A 17,821-nucleotide genomic window follows, 5' to 3' on the forward strand; every position below is an offset into this window, starting at 1 on the left:
CCCCGGGCGGTTCACGCGAGCAGGACGCTGTCGGCGTTCACCAGATCGGCGCCGACCAGCGTGCCGACCAGTCGGACACGCTTTTCGACTTCGTCCACCGGCGTACGGTGCAGTTCGAGCTGATACCGCCCGCCCAGATCACGCCGCAGGTAAAAGGCGCCACCTTCGCGGATCAGCGTTCCGCTTTCATCGATGCGGGTGCCGATGGTCGGCATCGCCGCCCGGCTCAGCGGTCGCGTTCGGCGCGCTTGCGGTCGGCCTTGCGGGCGCGGCTGATCGCGGCGGCGCGTTCGCGGGCACGCTTTTCCGACGGCTTTTCGTAATGCCGGCGCAGCTTCATTTCGCGATACACGCCTTCGCGCTGCAGCTTCTTCTTGAGCGCTCGCAGCGCCTGGTCGACATTGTTATCGCGAACGATGATCTGCATGAGGTATAAGGTCCTAGGTTGATTCGAATCGGCAAGAGCCGGTTTTGCCGGGCTATCCGGCACCGCCTATTACGATTAGCTTACATTTGGCAATCCGCGATCTGTCCTGCGGCTCGCGCGGACCATCTCATCGATCCAGTGCAGAAGCAAGGTCGTGTAGGTCCGCTGGTGCCGCGGATCGCGCATCGCGTGGGTCGCGCCGTGCAGAATCCGGTGGCTGAGCGAGTTCGCGTTGCGAAACGCCGACTGATAGGACAGCATCGCTTCGCGCGGAATTTGTTCGTCCTTTTCGGACTCGACGATCAGCACGTCGCCACGAAAGCCCGCACAGGCGGCGAGCGCCCGGTCACCCCGCTCGTCCTGCGGCTGCTGGCGATAGGCCCGCACCACTTCCTTGTCGAGCAGCGCCTTGGGCGTGTCCCAATGCGCGTCGGGGTACAGCGCCGGCACCCGCAACGCCATCCAGCGGATCGGACGCCGGGCACTCAGCAACGCCGACAGATAGCCGCCATAGCTGGTGCCGATCACCCCGATCGCCGCACGATCGATCAACGGGTGGGCTGCGAGATGGTCATAGGCGGCGATAACGTCATCGAGGCTGTTCTGACGCGTTACCTCGCTGCGGTCGGCGTCGCTGCCGGCATGGCCGCGCAGGTCGAAGGTGAAACAGACACAGCCGAGCCGCGCCAGTTCCTCGGCCTGTCCGAAATCCTCCGCCTGATCCCCGCCCCAGCCATGGACGAACAGGAAACCCGGCACCGGTGCCTCGGGTTCGATCAACGTACCGGTCAGCTTCTGTCCATCCACGCGCAGCGTGACGCGGCCTTCGTCCAAGCGCCCGGGATCGCTCACGCCAGCCTCACCGCATATTTGGTCATCGGCCCGACCCTCGGATCGACGCCGCGAAAATAGACCGTTGCCCCGGTCGGCGGATCGATCTCGGCATAGATCTCGACCGTCGAGCAGCGCACGGCATGGGTGTCGGGTTCGTCGCGCAGCGCCTCGAACGCGGCGATCTCGGCACCGCTGGCCCCACCGACGCGCCACGATTGCTCCAGCACGCCGATCCGCCGGGCACCCGCCGCATCGATACCCTCGATCACGTCATAGTTGCGGCGCGTCAGCAGCAGGTCGGGATAGGCAAGCTGCGCCGCGCGGTCGAACGCCCCGGCACAGGCCACCGCCCGCGCGATCGCCGGCAACAACGGCTCGGCAGCGAGCGTGTCGAGCCCGCCGCGCACGACATACAGGTCCGACCCGCCATATACCTCGCGCCCCTGATGATCGCGGGTCAGGTTCTGGCTACCCCAATAGCTGATCGTCCGGGCGGGGAGTTGGATGGTGCCGACGCTGTAGGTCACGACTTCGGTAAGATTTTCCTCCAGCACGATACCGCAATGGGCAAGGTCGGCATCGTCCTCGCGCGACAGGGCATCGGCGAGCGCGGCGTCGTCATGAACCACGACCTGCCCCAGTCCGGCCTTCGCACAGACGTCCTTGATCCGGACCGGGCCGTTGGCCAGCAGTGCCCGGCCGGCGGCCAGCGCGTCGGCCCGGCTGAACGCGGTATAGCCGGTCAGCGCGGCATCCCCCATCAGCCCGGCCATCGCCGGGGACCAGAGCGGCGGGCATCTGGCGTCGGGGTGCAACAGGCCATGAGTGATCGCCTTGGTCGCGACAAAGGCGGCGGGGACGACACCGCCCAGAATCTGGTCCCGCCGGCGAATACCCAGGTCCTTCGCCACCGCCGCTTCGATCGCGTCGCCCGGCACATGCAGCGTCGCATCCTCGACCGGTTCGCCGATACCGACGTCGAGCAGTCCGGCGATCCGGGTCAGCAACACCTCGCGCGACCGGTGGTCGTGCACGTTGCCGGTGCGGCGATCGGCATCACCCGGCGCGGCGACGACGCGGATCGGGGGGAGCGGAAGCACGGTCGGGGTCGGGTCGATCGCGGAAGCGTGAAGCATGCCGTTTCGCCTGCATCAGAGGAACGTCGCGCCAACGCACCGTGCCGCAAACCGGTTCAGCGATGCCAACAACTTCGCCGTCCGTACCGATCCCGACCGGCCGGCCTTGGGCGATGCTACCGCAATGACGGGCGGGCCGGGACGGACGCGACATCGTCGTCCTCGTTCAATTGACCCAGCGCCCCCGTCGCGCGCGCCTTGCGACCATAGACGATCTCGAACAGCGGCGACGCCATCAGCGTCGTCACGATCGCCATGATGACCAGCATCGAAAACAGCGCCGGGCCGATAATCCCCTTTTGCAGTCCGATATTGATGATGATGAGCTCCATCAGCCCACGCGCGTTCATCAGCGTGCCGACCGCCATCGCCGTCGCATTGTCCTGCCCGGTCGCACGCGCCGCCGCCCAGCACGCCACGCCCTTCGCCCCGACCGACCCGATCAGGATGACCGCCGTGACGAGGATCAGGTCGACGCTGTTGACCATCGTCAACTGCGTATTCAGCCCCGAAAAGGCGAAGAACATCGGCACCAGCAGCGCGGTGGTGAAGGGTTCGACCTGCTTGCGCACCTCGCGCGTCAGCACCCCGCGCGGCATGACCACGCCCAGCAGGAAGCCGCCGAACACCGAATGCATCCCCGCCGCATCCATCGCCCATGCGCTGAGGCCGAACAGCATGACCACGACCGCCAGCATCGGCTGTGTCACCCGCCCCTCGCGTTCGGCCCAGCGGGTCAGCGGGGCCAGCACCTTCGGCCCGAGCACGATCATGAACGCCGCGAACGCGCCGCCGCCGACGATCGCCTTGACCGCCACCTCGCTGCCGCCGCCGAAGCTGGCCAGCACGATCGCCAGCACCACCCACGCCCCGGCATCGTCGATCGCCCCCGCCGACAGCGATAGCGACCCGAGCGGCGTACCGGTCAGCCCGCGCTCATGAATGATCCGCGCCAGCATCGGAAACGCCGTGATCGAGATGCACGCCCCCATGAACAGCGTGACCTGCAGGCTCGTAATCCCCTTTCCGAACAGGTCGAGGCCGAGCAGCCACGGCGTCAGCGCGAGCGCGACGAGAAACGGCGCCGCCATGCCCGACAGCGACACGGCGATCGCGCTGCGTGCGTTCAGCCGGAAATGATCGGTGCGGAACCCCAGCCCGACGAGGAACATGTACAGCCCGACGCCCAGCTGCGCGCAGACATACAGGATCGGCTTGGCATCCTTGGGAAAGATCGCCGCCTGCAGATCGGGCGCGACCAGTCCCAGCAGCGACGGGCCGAGCACGACCCCCGCGATCATTTCCCCCACCACCTGCGGTTGGTCGAGAAAGCGTTTCCCGAACCAGCCCATCGCCCGGCACGCGCCGACGATGACGAAGATTTGCAGGAAAAATGCTACGCTCAGTTCCGGTAACGCCATCCGCCCCTCCCCCGGGTCGTTTCGTCCGACCGCTTCGGGCGGCCCGGTATTTGCCAACGAATTGCCGCAGCGACGGGCGAGGGCAAGCGGCATTCGCAGCGACCGCACGGATGCGGCTTCGTTTTTCCCTCGGCACGCCGCCGAATGTTGCCGCGACGCTACACCGCAGCGACGCGGATGCCGCCCGTGCCGCCGCCGTCCCTACAACAGCTTGTCGAGCGTGATCGGCAGGTTGCGGATGCGGCGGCCGGTCGCGTTGTGGACCGCGTTGGCCACCGCCGCCGCGACGCCGGTGATGCCGATCTCACCGATGCCGTGCGCGCCCATCGGCGTGTGCGGATCGGGAATGTCGGTCCAGATCACGTCGATCTCCGGCACGTCGAGATGCACCGGCACATGATATTCGGCGAGGCTGGGGTTCATGATCCGGCCGTTGCGTTCGTCGAACTGCGTCTCCTCCATCAGCGCCATGCCCAGCCCCATGACGATGCCGCCGCGAAACTGGCTGGCGGCGGTGCGCGGGTTCAGGATGCGACCGCAGTCGAACGCGCCGAGGAAACGGCGCACCCGCACCTCGCCCGTCACGTCGTCGACCCCGACCTCGCAGAACAGCGCGCTGTGCGAATGCATCGACCAGTGCATGAATTCGAGCGGGGGCGAGCCGGCCTCGGTCACGCTGATGCTGTCGCGCCCGGCGCGGCGCAGGATCGACGCATAGCTTTCGCGCCGGGCCGGATCGTCGAGCTTTGCCAGCCCCCCGCCCTCGCTGCCGATCTCCTTTGCCGACAGGCCGGCCAGCGGCGAATCATTGCCGGCCAGTTTCAGCAGTTCGGCGCTCAGCGCGTTGTGCGCGGCGATGACCGCCGCACCGATCGCCGCGGTCTGTTGCGATCCGCCGGCCATGATCGTGCCGGGAATGGCGCTGTCGCCATAGCCGACATCGACCCGGTCGAGCGGCAGGCCGAGCCGTTCGGCGGTGACGATCGCGGTGGTCGTGCTGGTGCCCATGCCCATTTCCGCCGCCGCGACCTCGACAAAGGCGCGCACGTCGTCGCCGTCGCGGGTCAAGGTCAGCCGGGCCTTGGCCCCGGGCATCCGGTAATAGGGATAGGTACCGGTCGCGCAGCCCATCCCGATCCGCCACGCGCCGTCGCGCCGCGTCGCCGTCTGCGGCCGGTCGCTCCATCCGAAGCGTTCCGCCCCCTGTCGCCACGCGGTGACGATATGCCGCGAGGAAAAGGGCAATCCCGATGTCGGGTCCCGGTCGGGTTCGTTGCGGATGCGCAGTTCGACCGGATCGATGCCCAGATCGTCGGCCAGTTCGTCGATCGCCGATTCCAGCGCGAAGGTGCCGACCGCCTCGCCCGGTGCGCGCATGAAGGTATTGGCCAGCATCTGCATCCGCGCCACTTCGACCTTCAGCGCGATGTTCGGCACCGCATAGGCCGACCGCGTGCCGAGGATGAAGGGTTCGGGCATCGCATTGTGCGGCGTCATCACCGACAGCCCGCTATGGACCAGCGCGGTGAAGCGGCCATCGGCCTGCGCACCGATCGCCACGCGCTGTTCGGTCAGCGTCCGCCCGCCGACGACGCGATAGACCCCCTCGCGCGACAGGGCGATGCGCACCGGTCGCCCGGCGAGCTTCGCGGCGGCGGCGGCAATCACCTGATGCTCCCACAACCCCTTCGACCCGAAGCCGCCACCGACATAGGGTGATGTCAGCCGGACCTTGTCGGGCTTCATCCCGAACACCTCGGCCATGGTCTGCGCCTGTTGCGCGACCATCTGGCTGGCGTCGTGGATCACCAGTTCGCCATCGATCCATGCCAGCGTCGCGGCATGCGGTTCGATCGGGTTATGGTTGTGGCGCGGTGTCGTATAGCGCCGGTCGACGCGGTGCGGTGCCGCCGCCAGTGCCGCCTCGGCATCGCCGATGTCGTTGCGCAGCGGCTGTCCCATGAACAGCCCCTGTTCGATACCCCTGGCCTTCGCCGCCGCCAGCGTCGTTACCGCCGGCATCTGACGATAGGTGAAACGCAGCAGCGAGGCGGCATGGTCGGCCTGCTCCTGCGTTTCGGCGAGGACGCAGGCGACCGGCTGTCCGTTCCAGTGTACCTGATCGTCCTGCAGGATCGGGATCGTGTCCGGCCCGACCGCACTCATCGACGTGCCGAACATCGCCGGGGTCTTCATCCGCGGCGCGTTGCGATGGGTCATCACCAGCACGACGCCCGGTGCGGCCTCCGCCGCCGCGCTGTCGATCGCGGTGATCCGCCCGCGCGCGATCGTCGCATAGGCGAGCGCGGCATAGGCCATGCCGTCGAACCGGAATTCGGCGGCGAACGGCGCGCCGCCGCCGACCTTCAACGGCCCGTCGAGCCGCGACACCGGCGTGCCGATCAACCCGTGCTTGCGCGCGATCAGCGGGTCGGGAACCCCGCCGGGAATCCAGTTGTCGGGGGCCAGCGGCACCAGCTTTTGCAGCGCGCCCATCACCAGTCCCTGTGCGGTCTGCTTGGCGCTGTCGATGATGCTCATGCCCGTGCTCCCGTCGCCAGTTCGCCCAACACTGCCGCCAGCGTCCGTTCCGCCAGCACCGGTTTGAATCCATTGTCGCGGAGCACCTGCGCATCGGCGAACTCCGCCGCCGCCGCCGCGCGGAACGCCGCTTCGCCCGGCACCTGCCCTTGCAGCGCCGCTTCCGCCTTCCTCGCGCGCCACGGCTTGTGCGCGACCCCGCCGAACGCGATGCGGACTTCGGCGATCCGGCCATCCTCGATCGTCAGCGCCGCCGCGACCGAGATCAGGGCAAAGGCATAGCTCGCCCGGTCGCGGACCTTGCGATAGGTCGAATTCGCCGCGACCCGGGCGGGCGGGACCTCGACCGCGACGATCAGCTCGCCGGGTGCCAGCACCGTGTCCAGATCGGGCCGGTCGCCGGGCAGCCGGTGGAACCGGTCGAACGCGATCGCGCGCATGCCATCCGGGCCGGCGACCTGCACCACCGCGTCGAGCGCGGCGAACGCCACGCACAGGTCGGACGGATGCGTCGCCACGCACGCTTCCGACGCGCCGAGCACCGCATGGATGCGGTTGAACCCGCCCAGCGCATCGCACCCCGACCCGATCACCCGCTTGTTACAGCGCGAACCGTCGGTGTCGTAGAAATAGGTGCAGCGCGTCCGTTGCAGCAGGTTGCCGCCGACCGTCGCCATGTTGCGGATCTGTGCCGATGCCCCCGCCAAGATCGCGCGGGACAGCACCGGATAGCGGCTGCGGACGGCGGGATGTTCGGCCAAGGCGGTGTTGCGCACCGCCGCGCCGATGCGCAGTCCGCCGCCATCGGTCTCCTCGATCGTGTCCGACAGACCGGTGACGTCGATCAGCCGGGTCGGCCGCGCCACCGTTTCGCGCATCAGGTCGACCAGATTGGTGCCGCCGCCCAGAAACGCGCTGCCCTCCCCCGCGCCCATCCGCAGCGCCGTCGCCACGTCGTCCGCGCGCGCATAGTCGAACGGGGTCATGCCGCTGCCTCCACGCTGTGCCGGATCGCATCGATGATGCCGTTATGCGCGCCGCACCGGCACAGATTGCCGCTCATCCGCTCCTGCACCTCTTCGCGGTTCAGCGTGACGGCGGCGGTCAGGTCGGCGGAGACGTTGCTCGGCACGCCGCGCTTCGCCTCGGCGATCATGCCCAGCGCCGAACAGATCTGGCCGGGCGTGCAATACCCGCACTGGAACCCGTCATGCTCGATGAACGCCTGTTGCAGCGGGTGCAGCGCGTCGCCCTGCCCCACCCCCTCGATCGTCGTGATCGACCGGCCGTCATATTGCACCGCCAGCGCGAGGCACGACAGGATACGCTCGCCATCGGCCAGCACGGTACACGCCCCGCACGCCCCCTGGTTGCAGCCCTTCTTGGTGCCGGTCAGGTGCAGCGTCTCGCGCAGATGGTCGAGCAGCGAGGTGCGGGGATCGGCCGGCGGCGCGACCGCCACCCCGTTGATGATGAGCGACACGCCTGTCTCCGTCGGAATGGCTGGATCGCGACAGGCTATCACAGTGCGAAACTTTGAAAAGCTGCCATTTTCGGTCGGTCCGGCACCGACTCGCTACCCGATATGGCGTATTTCCGGCCTGCCGCTCTCCCGTCATCATCACCAGGGCCGCCGCCCCACGCCGGCGACTAAGGGGAAAGCCACCATGCCGGATGCCAGGCTGTTGCGTACCTTCACCCGCAAGCGGTTCGATCCGGCGCGGATGCGGATCGATCCGGCCCGTATCGCGCAGTTGCGCGACACGCGCGCGGCGCGGATCGCCGCGCTGCTCGGCACGCGGAAACCCTATAAACTCGACACGCCGTGGCTGACGCTGCGTCCCGATCAGCCGATCGTGCCGGGCAAGGGCTGGGTCGAATATGTCAGCCCCAGTTCGGTCGGCATGGGGCAGTTCGCCGATGGCAGCTATATGTATGCCGCCTTCGACCTGATCTTTCAGAAGGACATGCCCTCGTCCTATTCGGTCGAACGGCCGCAGGTGCTGATCCGGCTGGTCGATCCGCCGGCGGCGACGATGCTGATCGAGGTCGACCTCCACTGCTATGATTTTCCGCCGGGCGATCCCGAATTCGAGGTGCAGGCGGCGAACCATCAGGTGATGACGATTTCGGAGGGGCATCGCGAAACCATCCTGTTTGTGATGCGCGACTTCGCCTCGATCCAGTCGGCATGGGCCACCGGCGAGAAATTCTGGGACCGCGACGGCAACTGGGCCTTTTTCGAGGCGCGGATCACGCCGGTCGACTGATCGCGCGTCACAGCGGCGTGCCGGTCACCCCGCTGACGAAACCCGGCCCCCAGAAGCGGGTGACGAACACCCAGGTCGCCAGCACGATGAACAGGCTGGCCGCAATGAGCGCCACGACCGCGCCGATCGCCAGCGCCGCGTGCGCCGGGCGACGTCGCGCACGGATGAACAGTTCGGCGACCAGCAGATTGGGCAGGTAGAAGGCGAACGCCATCACCGCGTCGAACGGGCCGTGGAAATCGCTGGCATGTCCCGCCTTGCCCATGGTCAGGAACCACAGGCCATATTCCATCCGGTACAGCCAGGATCCGATCACCAGCGCGAACAGGCGGATCGCCCAGGCCCGGTGCGCTGCGATCGATCCGCTCCACGCCCGCTGCCACGCCAGCACCGCCGCGCCGACGACCAGCAGGCCGTACAGGCCGAAGCCGACATCCATTACGATCCCGCCGATCGTGCCGCGCGTGGCGATGAAGCCTAGCCCCCCTGCCCCGGTCACCGCCGCCGCGACGACATAGACGCGGCCCAGCCACTGATGCAGCGCCGGCCACGCGGCCCGCAGGCGTCCGATCAACTGGATCGGGCCGAGCAGCAGCAACACGCCGCCCGTTACGAAATGCGCGCCGATTGCCACCGTGCCGACCGGTCCCGCACGGTCGAACAGCGCGGGTAGCGACGCGTTCCATTGCTCCGGATTGCCGCGCAGCGCCGCGCCGCCGAAGAACGCGACGATATACGCGCCGAACAGCGCCGCGATGATCCATGTCACCACGACCAGCAGCGTCGCCGCCCATCGTACCGCGTATTGCCCCGTCGTCCCCATCGCGGCACCCTTACGCTGGCCCGGATGGTCATGCTATGGCGACGCAGTGTCCGTGCCTTCCGTTCCGCCCGTCGATTTCGTCGTCATCGATGTCGAAACCGCCTGTTCGCGCGTCAGCAGCATCTGCCAGATCGGCATCGTCGGCTTTCGGGACGGCATCGAAGTCTTCGCCTACGAAACGCTGCTCGATCCTTGCGACGAATTCTTCCCGTCGAACGTCCGCATCCACGGCATCACCAGCGACCATGTCCATGGCAAACCCAATTTCGCCGATATTCATGCGACGGTCGGCAGCTATCTGACAGGGCAGGTGACGGTCGCCCATTCCTCGTTCGACAAGAGCGCACTGGCCGCCGCCTGTGCGCAGCACGGCCTGCCCCCGATCGAGACGCGCTGGCTCGACAGCGTCGGCGTCGCCCGCCGCGCGTGGCCCGAATTGCCCAGCCACCGGCTCAATATCCTGACCAAATTCCTGAAACTGCGCCACAAGCACCACGACGCGCTCAGCGACGCGCGGGCGGCGGGCATGGTCGTGGTGCGGGCCATGGCGCAGACCGGCCACGACCTTGCCACCCTGTTCGCACCCGCGCCCAAACGGGGTTCCCCGCCCAGAGCTGCCGGCGACGGCCCGCTGAAGGGGCATCGCATCGCCCTGATCGGTGCGACCCGCGACGGTCCGCTTGCCCATCGGCTTGCGGGCCTCGGCGCGCGGATCGTGGCAGGCGTCGGTACGACCACGACGCTGTTGGTGATCGGCAATGCCCAGACCTTTGGCCGGTTCGTCCACGCCCATGCCGATTATCGCCGCGCGGAAGAACTCAACCGCGCCGGTGCCGCGATCGAGATCGTCGAGGAAGATGTGCTGCTGGCGCGATTGGAAGCGGTGGCGGCGTAACCCGTCCGTGCCACGGAAGCTGCGGGAAGTCTGGTTCCAGCCCACCACCTCCGTCATTCCCGCGCAGGCGGGAATCCATCTGCGCCGACGTTCGCGATGGAGACGCAGCCAGAGCGTCTATGGGTCCCCGCCTGCGCGGGGATGACGATTGAGGCGATCAACCGAGCAGCCGGCCGGCTTCCCAGCTAACCCCTTGTCCCCCTTCCCCCCAACGGCAATGATGCCGCGATGATCGCCCGCCTTCCGCTCGCACTGCTCGGCGCGTTCGCGCTCCTGCTTCCCGCCCGCCCGGCCCTTGCCCAGACGCCGCCGGTACCGGTCGCGATGGTCGCGGGCGATCTGCGCCCCGGCACCGACCTGACCGGACAATGGCATTATTCGATCGATCCCTATCGCGCCGGGATGCGCGGCTTTCACGGCGAGGACGCGAACGTCACCGAACGCCGCTGGGCCGAGGTCGACGTGCCCGCCGAACTGCGTCGCAACCAGCAGTCGCTGTTCGAATATGACATGGCCGCCGCGCCGATCGCGACGCTGCCCGGCGGGTGGATGACGCATGCGGCGGAGATGCGCCATTATCAGGGGCTGGTGTGGTACCAACGCCATTTCAGCGCACAGCCGACCGCCGGCAAGCGCCGCTTCCTGCGGTTCGGTGCGGTCAATTACCGCGCGCGCGTCTTCCTGAACGGGCAATTCGTCGGCGAGCATGAGGGCGGGTTCACCCCCTTCGCGATCGAGGTCACCGATCGCATCCGGGCGGGCGACAACCAGATCACCGTCGCGGTCGATTCCGCGGTCGACGCCAGCAGCGTGCCGCCGCCGGTCACCGACTGGGAGAATTACGGCGGCATCACCCGTGACATCCGCCTGATCGAAACGCCTGCGACCTTCGTCGACGATGCGTGGGTCCGGATGACACGTAGCGGCCGGATCGCGATCGATGCGCGGCTGGACGGTACCACCGCCGCCAACGCGCTGTTGCGACTGACCATTCCGGCGCTGGGGGTCACGGTCTCGGGTCGTACCGATGCCGAGGGCCGCTGGCATGGCGAGACCGCCGCGCCCAGGCGCATGCGCCGCTGGTCGCCTGAAACGCCGACCCTCTACGACGTGAGCGTCGAGGCAGGCGAGGATCGCTGGCACGACCGCATCGGCTTCCGCACCATCGAACGCCGCGGGGCGCAGATCTTGCTCAACGGCCGTCCGGTCTTCCTGCGCGGCATTAGCGTGCATGAGGAAGAGTTCGGCAACAATCCGGCGCGGGCGATCACTCCGGCGGCGGCGCGCGCGCTGCTGGCAGAGGCGAAGGACGGCCTCCACGCCAATTTCGTTCGCCTTGCCCATTATCCGCATGGCGAGGTGACGACGCGCCTCGCCGACGAACTGGGCCTGCTCGTATGGAGCGAGGTGCCGGTCTATTGGCTGATCGCGTGGGACAATCCGGCGACGCTGCGTACCGCACGCAAAATGCTGTCCGACAATATCGTGCGCGACCGCAACCGTGCCTCGATCGCGATCTGGAGCATCGCCAACGAAACCCCCAATTCGCCCGCGCGCAACGCCTTTCTGGGGGCGCTGGCCGACGACGTCCGGCGGCTCGACGATACGCGGTTGCTGGGGGCGGCGCTGCTGACCGAACGGTCGACCAGCGACGGCCACCCGCTGATGACGATCAACGACCCGCTCGCCGACCGGCTCGATGTGATGGGCGTCAACACCTATAATGGATGGTATTCGCCCGACCGTCTGGCCGATTTGCCCGCCATTCGGTGGCGGGTGCCGACCGACAAGCCGCTGATCCTGTCCGAATTCGGTGCGGGCGCCAAGGCGGGGTTCCACGACGATCGCGCCGCCCCGCAAAAATTCTCGGAGGAATATCAGCGCGACTATTACCGCGCGACGCTGGAGATGGCGGCGCGTATCCCGACGCTTACCGGCCTCTCGCCATGGTTGCTCAAGGATTTCCGCTCGCCGCGCCGCCAGAACGGCTGGCAACAGGGCTATAATCGCAAGGGGCTGGTGTCGGAAACCGGACAGCGCAAGCTGGCGTTCGATGTGCTGGCGGACTTCTACGCCGGGCGTGCCCGACACGACGCGCAATAGCCGCGGTAGATCGAAAAAACCGATCGTTGGCATCGTTTCAAGTCATTAGCATATCATATCCCGCTGGTTCATGTTGCCGACACGACACGGTTGAGAGGAGTTTCACCATGGATGCCATACCCGAAGGCAGCCCGATCAACGATCCCAAGAAGCAGCCCGCGGCGATGCGCCGCCTGCTGGGGCACACCGCGCGCGACTGGTGGCCGGAAGCGCTGTCGATCGACATCCTGCATCAAAAGGGTGTCAGCGGGAACCCGATGGGCAACGACTTCGATTACCGCAAGCAATTCGAAGCGATCGATTATGCCGCGCTGAAGGCCGACCTGACCGCGCTGATGACCGACAGCCAGCCATGGTGGCCGGCCGATTACGGCCATTACGGCCCGTTCTTCATCCGCATGGCGTGGCACTCGGCCGGCACCTATCGCACCGGCGACGGTCGCGGCGGTTCGTCGGCGGGCCAGCAGCGGTTCGCGCCGCTCAATTCGTGGCCGGACAACGGCAATCTCGACAAGGCGCGTCGCCTCCTTTGGCCGATCAAGCAGAAATATGGCCGTCAGCTCAGCTGGGCCGACCTGTTCATCCTCGCCGGCAATGTCGCGATCGAATCGATGGGCGGCCCGACCTTCGGCTTCGGCGGCGGACGCGAGGACGTGTTCGAGCCGGAAAAGGACGTCTATTGGGGCACCGAAGAGGAATGGCTCGGCCAGACCCGCATCGATGAGGAAGCCGGCCTCGCGCTCGAAAGCCCGCTCGCCGCGATCCAGCACGGCCTGATCTACGTCAATCCGGAGGGTCCGGGCGGCTGCCCGATGCCCAAGGGTTCGGCACGCGACATGCGCGAGACCTTTGCCCGCATGGGTATGAACGACGAGGAGACCGTCGCGCTGACCGCGGGCGGCCATACCTTCGGCAAGGCGCATGGCGCGGGCGATCCGAGCCATGTCGGCCGCGAGCCGGAAGGCGCCGATATCGCCGCACAGGGCCTCGGATGGACCTCGACGCATGAGAGCGGCATGGGCGATCACACGATCACCTCGGGCCTCGAAGGGGCATGGACGCCGACGCCCACGAAATGGGACATGACCTATTTCGACATGCTGTTCGACCATGAATATGAACTGGTGAAGAGCCCGGCGGGCGCACACCAGTGGCAGCCGGTCGGCAACCCCGAGGATACGCTGGCCCCGGCCGCGCATACCCCGGAAAAGAAGGTGCCGACGATGATGTCGACCGCCGACATGGCGCTGAAGGTCGATCCGGCGTACAACGCGATCTGTCAGAAATTCCGTGCCGATCCCGATTATTTCGCCGATGTCTGGGCGCGGGCATGGTTCAAGCTGACGCACCGCGACATGGGGCCCAACGTCCGCCTGATCGGTCCGGAAGTGCCCAAGGAAGACCTGATCTGGCAGGACCCGGTCCCGAAGCTGGCCGGCGAACCGTTGGGCGAGGGCGATGTCGCGACGCTCAAGCAAGCGATCGCCTCATCGGGTCTGTCGCTCGCCGAACTGGTGACGACGGCATGGGCCTCCGCCTCGACCTATCGCGGGTCGGACAAGCGCGGTGGTGCCAATGGCGCGCGCATCCGTCTGGCCCCGCAAAAGGACTGGGACGTCAACGAGCCCGAACAGCTGGCGAAGGTGCTGGGTGTCTATGACGGCATCAAGGCCGATTTCGACGGCAAGGGCGGCATGACCGTCTCGATCGCCGACCTGATCGTGCTGGGCGGCGTCGTCGGTGTCGAACAGGCGATCGCGCCGACCGGCCACCATGTTGCCGTTCCCTTCACCCCGGGCCGGACCGATGCGACGCAGGACTGGACCGATGTCGAGAGCTTCGACGTGCTCGAGCCGAAGGCCGATGCGTTCCGCAACTATCTGCAGGTGCAGTTCAACGTTCCGACCGAGGAACTCATGATCGACCGGGCGCAGCTGCTGGGGCTCTCGGCACCCGAAATGGCGGTGCTGGTCGCGGGCCTGCGCGTGCTGGGGGCGAACCACAGCAAGGCGAAGGAACATGGCGTGTTCACGACGCGTCCGGGCCAGCTGACCAACGACTTCTTCGTGAACCTGCTCGATATGGGCACGGCGTGGAAGCAGGTCAGCGACGACAGCGATCAGGAGTTTGTCGGCACCGATCGCCATACCAAGGAGCAGAAGTGGACCGCGTCGCGGACCGATCTGGTCTATGGGTCGAACTCGCAGCTGCGGGCGATTGCCGAAGTCTATGCCTGTAGCGATGCCGGCGAGAAGTTCGTGCAGGACTTCGTGGCGGCATGGACCAAGGTGATGATGGCCGACCGGTTCGACCTCGGTCGCGCATAATCGTCGGGATCGGCGGGGAGCAGACAACGGCTCCCCGCCATTTTTTTGAGGCCGGCCGCGACGTAACGGCTATCAGGCGAAAGGATACCGCGAAGTGCGCCGGCCACGCTTGATCTGGCGCACCGCAGCGAGCTGCCCGGTCAGGATCGCGATCGCATCCGCCTCCTGCACGCTCAACGTCTCCATCGGCACATGCTTGAGTAGAATTTCCAGCACGTCGCCGATCCGGCCGATCTGTCGGCCATAGCTTCCGACATCGTCCAATATTTGCTGTTCGACTTCGGGCGCGGGTGTACTGCCCAGCTGAATGTTCACGAACCCGATCTGAGCACCTTGCTGATAGAAGCGCCACGGAATGATCGCCTGGATCAACTGTTCCGGTGCTATCGCGTAGGTCAGGGTTTTCATCGTGCATCTCCGCTTCCGGGGGTCGGTACAGATACGCGCGCCCTGTTGTTCATCGCCGACCTGATCCGGTCAAGATCGGCCCGAGCAAAACAGCTGCTGAACTTCCCACTGATTACGCTTGCTCGATTGAAGCACATGATGGCATATCAGTGCCCACAAGCTTCAAACTGCGGATCGGACCCAAACATGAATGCAATCGTCGCCCAGATCGGCGATCTTGCCGATGCCGGCGAGCGGATGATCGAACGGCTGCGGCGCAAGGCGTTCCTGCCCGAAAGCCGCAAGGCGCTCACCGTCCGCTTCGGCATTGCCGAAGCCGCGCAGTTGCTCGGCTGTTCGACCAACCGCATCCGCATGGCCGAAGACGATGGCCGCCTGCCCCCCGCCCCCGCCGCCGAAAACGGCCGTCGCCTCGGTTATAATGTCGAGGAATTGCTGCACATGCGGCGGGTGCTCGGCGCCTCCCCCGCCCGCGCACCGCTCGACGTGCCGGCGATCATCGCCGTGCAGAACTTCAAGGGCGGTGTCGGGAAATCGACGGTAACCACGCATCTTGCACATTATTTTGCCGTGCAGGGGTATCGCGTGCTGGTCGTTGATTGCGACAGCCAGGCGACGACCACGACGCTGTTCGGCTTCAACCCGCATTTCAACATCACGCGCGAAGAGACGCTTTACCCCTATCTCTCGATCGATCCAACGCAGAACGACCTGTCCTATGCGGTCAAATCGACGTCGTGGCCGAATGTCGACCTGATCCCGTCGAACCTCGAACTGTTCGACGTCGAATATGAACTGGCGGCGTCGGGATCGGACGGACAATCGGTGCTTGCCGCGCGGTTTCGTAAGCTAAAACAAGGGCTTATCGACCTTTCCCGACACTATGACATCGTCCTGCTCGATCCGCCGCCCGCGCTCGGCACGATCAGTCTGGCGGTGATGCAGGCGGCGAACGCGCTGCTGGTGCCGCTCGCGGCGACCACGCCCGATTTCTGTTCCACGGTTCAGTTCCTGTCGATGATGGATCAGGTGTTGCAGCAACTGGGCGGCGCCGGAATCGAGGTCGATTACAGCTTCGTTCGGCTGATCTGTTCGAAGTTCGATGGCAACGACCCCAGCCATGCGATGGTCCGCGCGATCATGGAGCAGAGCTTCGGCCCGGCGCTTCTGCCCGTTCCGATCCTCGAATCGGCGGAGATCAGTCACGCGGCGATGCGGATGATGACCGTCTACGAACTTGAAAAGCCGATCGGCACGCCCAAGACGCACAAACGCTGCCGCGCCAATCTGGACGAGGCATTGGGACAGATCGAGCAACTGGTCCGGCAGGGTTGGGGACGTGTCGCCCCGGCGGGGGAAGAGGTGCTGTATGCGGCGGTTTAACAGCGCGCAGCGCGGGGCGGAGGCGCTGAAAGCGCGAACTGCCCTCAAACCGCCCGGCCGGCGGGCGCAGCGCCCGACCGACGCGTTGGCGAAGGCCAATGCGGCGCTGGTAGCAAACCACCCCATCCACAAGGCCCATTCCCATGGCGCGTAAGCAATCCGATTACCTCGCCGCGTTGCTCTCCGACGAAGCCCCGCAGACTGCCGACGCCCCCCCTGCCCCGGCCGAACGCGGCTCCGATCGCCTGCGCGGTACGACCCTGCTCGGCCGGGAATCCGCGCTCGCCCGCGTCGCGTCGGGCGAGGTTCGTCAGGTCACACAGCTGCTGCTCGACCCGGCCCGCATCCGCATCTGGCCGGGCAACGCACGCTCCTACGCGCATCTGACCGAGGCGAGCTGCCGCGAACTGATCGATTCGATCATCGCCGAAGGCGGGCAGAAGGTTCCGGCCGTCGTGCGCCGGGTCGAGGGGGACGCCGCGCACGACTATGAGGTCATCGCCGGGACCCGCCGTCACTGGTCGATCTCGTGGCTGCGCGCGCACAGCTATCCCGACATGATGTTCGTGGCGCAGGTCGCGACGCTCGACGACGAAGCCGCCTTTCGCCTTGCCGATCTCGAAAACCGGGCGCGGGCCGACGTGTCGGACCTCGAACGGGCGCGCAACTATGCCGCCGCGCTCAAGACCCATTATGGCAACCACGCATCGCGCATGGCCGACCGGCTGAAGCTGTCGAAAGGCTGGCTGTCGAAGATGCTGCGCGTCGCGGCGCTGCCCGACCCGATCGTCGCCGCCTTCGCCTCGCCCGGCGATGTGCAGTTGAAGGGCGGCTATGCGCTGGCGCAGGCGCTCGACGATCGCGCCGATGCGGCGGTCATCGGCGGCGAGGCGAAGGTCCTCGCGCGCGAACAGCAGAACCGGCGCGACAAGGGCCTGCCCCCTGTAGCGGCGGCCGACGTCCTGCGACGGCTGATCGACGCGCCCAAGCGCGGCACAGAGACCAAGGACAGGTTCGTGTGGACGACGCCGCACGGCCGCGTCGCGGTGACGGCGCAGACGATCAATCGACAGGGAGTGACGATGCGGCTTCATGCCGGATCGGGTCTCGGCAACGACGAAATGGCCGAAATGGTGCGTCAGGCGCTGCGCGAACTGGAAGCCGACGGCCGTGGACTGCAACGGTGAGCGGCGGGGCGGTGCCTGTTTCCCCGGGGAAACATCGCCCGTCCCCGCCCTGCCCGCTCCCCAAGT

The 17,821-nt window shown here is 66.8% G+C and carries 16 protein-coding genes; 6 read left to right on the forward strand and 10 right to left on the reverse strand.

From position 1 onward, the window contains the following. Positions 1-11 precede the first annotated feature (11 nt). The 8 genes from ASE91_RS09505 to ASE91_RS09540 all read right to left on the reverse strand — a co-directional run bounded on the left by ASE91_RS09505 (position 12) and on the right by ASE91_RS09540 (position 7,842). A complete protein-coding gene (locus ASE91_RS09505; RefSeq protein ID WP_055997898.1) occupies positions 12-215 on the reverse strand; it encodes a DUF5818 domain-containing protein in 204 nt (67 codons plus the stop codon). 11 nt (positions 216-226) lie between these two features. Beyond that, the gene (rpsU, locus tag ASE91_RS09510) at positions 227-427 is read right to left on the reverse strand and encodes a 30S ribosomal protein S21 (RefSeq protein WP_055997902.1); all 201 of its coding nucleotides are present in this window, start codon (positions 425-427) and stop codon (positions 227-229) included. A 75-nt stretch (positions 428-502) separates the two neighbouring features. Beyond that, positions 503-1,279, reverse strand: coding sequence for an alpha/beta hydrolase family protein (locus ASE91_RS09515; protein ID WP_235530401.1), 777 nt, complete (start codon positions 1,277-1,279; stop codon positions 503-505). Next, entirely contained in the window at positions 1,276-2,397 is a 1,122-nt protein-coding gene (locus ASE91_RS09520) for a DUF3182 family protein (protein ID WP_056625474.1), read from the reverse strand. Before ASE91_RS09520 ends, ASE91_RS09515 begins: the two co-directional genes overlap by 4 nt. A 116-nt stretch (positions 2,398-2,513) precedes the next feature. Continuing rightward, the gene (locus ASE91_RS09525; RefSeq protein WP_056625702.1) at positions 2,514-3,818 is read right to left on the reverse strand and encodes a cation:proton antiporter; all 1,305 of its coding nucleotides are present in this window, start codon (positions 3,816-3,818) and stop codon (positions 2,514-2,516) included. A gap of 201 nt (positions 3,819-4,019) precedes the next feature. Further along, the gene (locus ASE91_RS09530; RefSeq protein WP_056625477.1) at positions 4,020-6,359 is read right to left on the reverse strand and encodes a xanthine dehydrogenase family protein molybdopterin-binding subunit; all 2,340 of its coding nucleotides are present in this window, start codon (positions 6,357-6,359) and stop codon (positions 4,020-4,022) included. Next, positions 6,356-7,345 carry an FAD binding domain-containing protein gene (locus tag ASE91_RS09535; protein WP_056625480.1) on the reverse strand — a complete coding sequence of 330 codons (990 nt, stop codon included), beginning with the start codon at positions 7,343-7,345 and terminating at the stop codon, positions 6,356-6,358. Before ASE91_RS09535 ends, ASE91_RS09530 begins: the two co-directional genes overlap by 4 nt. Further along, positions 7,342-7,842, reverse strand: a complete 501-nt coding sequence (locus ASE91_RS09540; RefSeq protein WP_056625483.1) for a 2Fe-2S iron-sulfur cluster-binding protein — start codon at positions 7,840-7,842, stop codon at positions 7,342-7,344. Before ASE91_RS09540 ends, ASE91_RS09535 begins: the two co-directional genes overlap by 4 nt. Before the next feature lie 184 nt (positions 7,843-8,026). On the opposite strand from ASE91_RS09540, the gene ASE91_RS09545 reads away from it, so the two are divergent. Next, the gene (locus tag ASE91_RS09545) at positions 8,027-8,629 is read left to right on the forward strand and encodes a hypothetical protein (protein ID WP_056625486.1); all 603 of its coding nucleotides are present in this window, start codon (positions 8,027-8,029) and stop codon (positions 8,627-8,629) included. 7 nt (positions 8,630-8,636) lie between these two features. On the opposite strand, the gene ASE91_RS09550 is transcribed toward ASE91_RS09545, so the two are convergent. Beyond that, positions 8,637-9,452 (reverse strand): DUF2306 domain-containing protein, encoded by an 816-nt coding sequence (locus tag ASE91_RS09550; RefSeq protein ID WP_056625489.1) that lies wholly within the window; start codon positions 9,450-9,452, stop codon positions 8,637-8,639. A gap of 46 nt (positions 9,453-9,498) precedes the next feature. On the opposite strand from ASE91_RS09550, the gene ASE91_RS09555 reads away from it, so the two are divergent. From ASE91_RS09555 to katG, 3 genes are all read left to right on the forward strand, one after another. Continuing rightward, positions 9,499-10,347, forward strand: coding sequence for an exonuclease domain-containing protein (locus tag ASE91_RS09555; RefSeq protein ID WP_056625492.1), 849 nt, complete (start codon positions 9,499-9,501; stop codon positions 10,345-10,347). Positions 10,348-10,575: 228 nt separating this feature from the next. Next, positions 10,576-12,450 (forward strand): glycoside hydrolase family 2 protein, encoded by a 1,875-nt coding sequence (locus ASE91_RS09560; protein WP_082453939.1) that lies wholly within the window; start codon positions 10,576-10,578, stop codon positions 12,448-12,450. A gap of 107 nt (positions 12,451-12,557) precedes the next feature. Beyond that, the gene (gene katG, locus ASE91_RS09565) at positions 12,558-14,777 is read left to right on the forward strand and encodes a catalase/peroxidase HPI (protein ID WP_056625495.1); all 2,220 of its coding nucleotides are present in this window, start codon (positions 12,558-12,560) and stop codon (positions 14,775-14,777) included. A 72-nt stretch (positions 14,778-14,849) separates the two neighbouring features. Here katG and ASE91_RS09570 read toward each other — a convergent pair whose 3' ends face one another. Next, positions 14,850-15,185: a hypothetical protein gene (locus tag ASE91_RS09570; RefSeq protein ID WP_056625498.1), complete on the reverse strand. Its 336-nt coding sequence runs from the start codon at positions 15,183-15,185 to the stop codon at positions 14,850-14,852. Positions 15,186-15,371: 186 nt separating this feature from the next. Here ASE91_RS09570 and ASE91_RS09575 point away from each other — a divergent pair, with 186 nt between their 5' ends. Beyond that, positions 15,372-16,568, forward strand: coding sequence for an AAA family ATPase (locus ASE91_RS09575; protein ID WP_056625501.1), 1,197 nt, complete (start codon positions 15,372-15,374; stop codon positions 16,566-16,568). 143 nt (positions 16,569-16,711) lie between these two features. Continuing rightward, complete coding sequence (locus tag ASE91_RS09580; protein WP_056625504.1) at positions 16,712-17,755, forward strand: ParB/RepB/Spo0J family partition protein; 1,044 nt, start codon at positions 16,712-16,714, stop codon at positions 17,753-17,755. Positions 17,756-17,821: the final 66 nt, after the last annotated feature.

The sequence above is a fragment of the Sphingomonas sp. Leaf62 genome (assembly GCF_001421915.1).
Taxonomy (GTDB): Bacteria; Pseudomonadota; Alphaproteobacteria; order Sphingomonadales; family Sphingomonadaceae; genus Sphingomonas.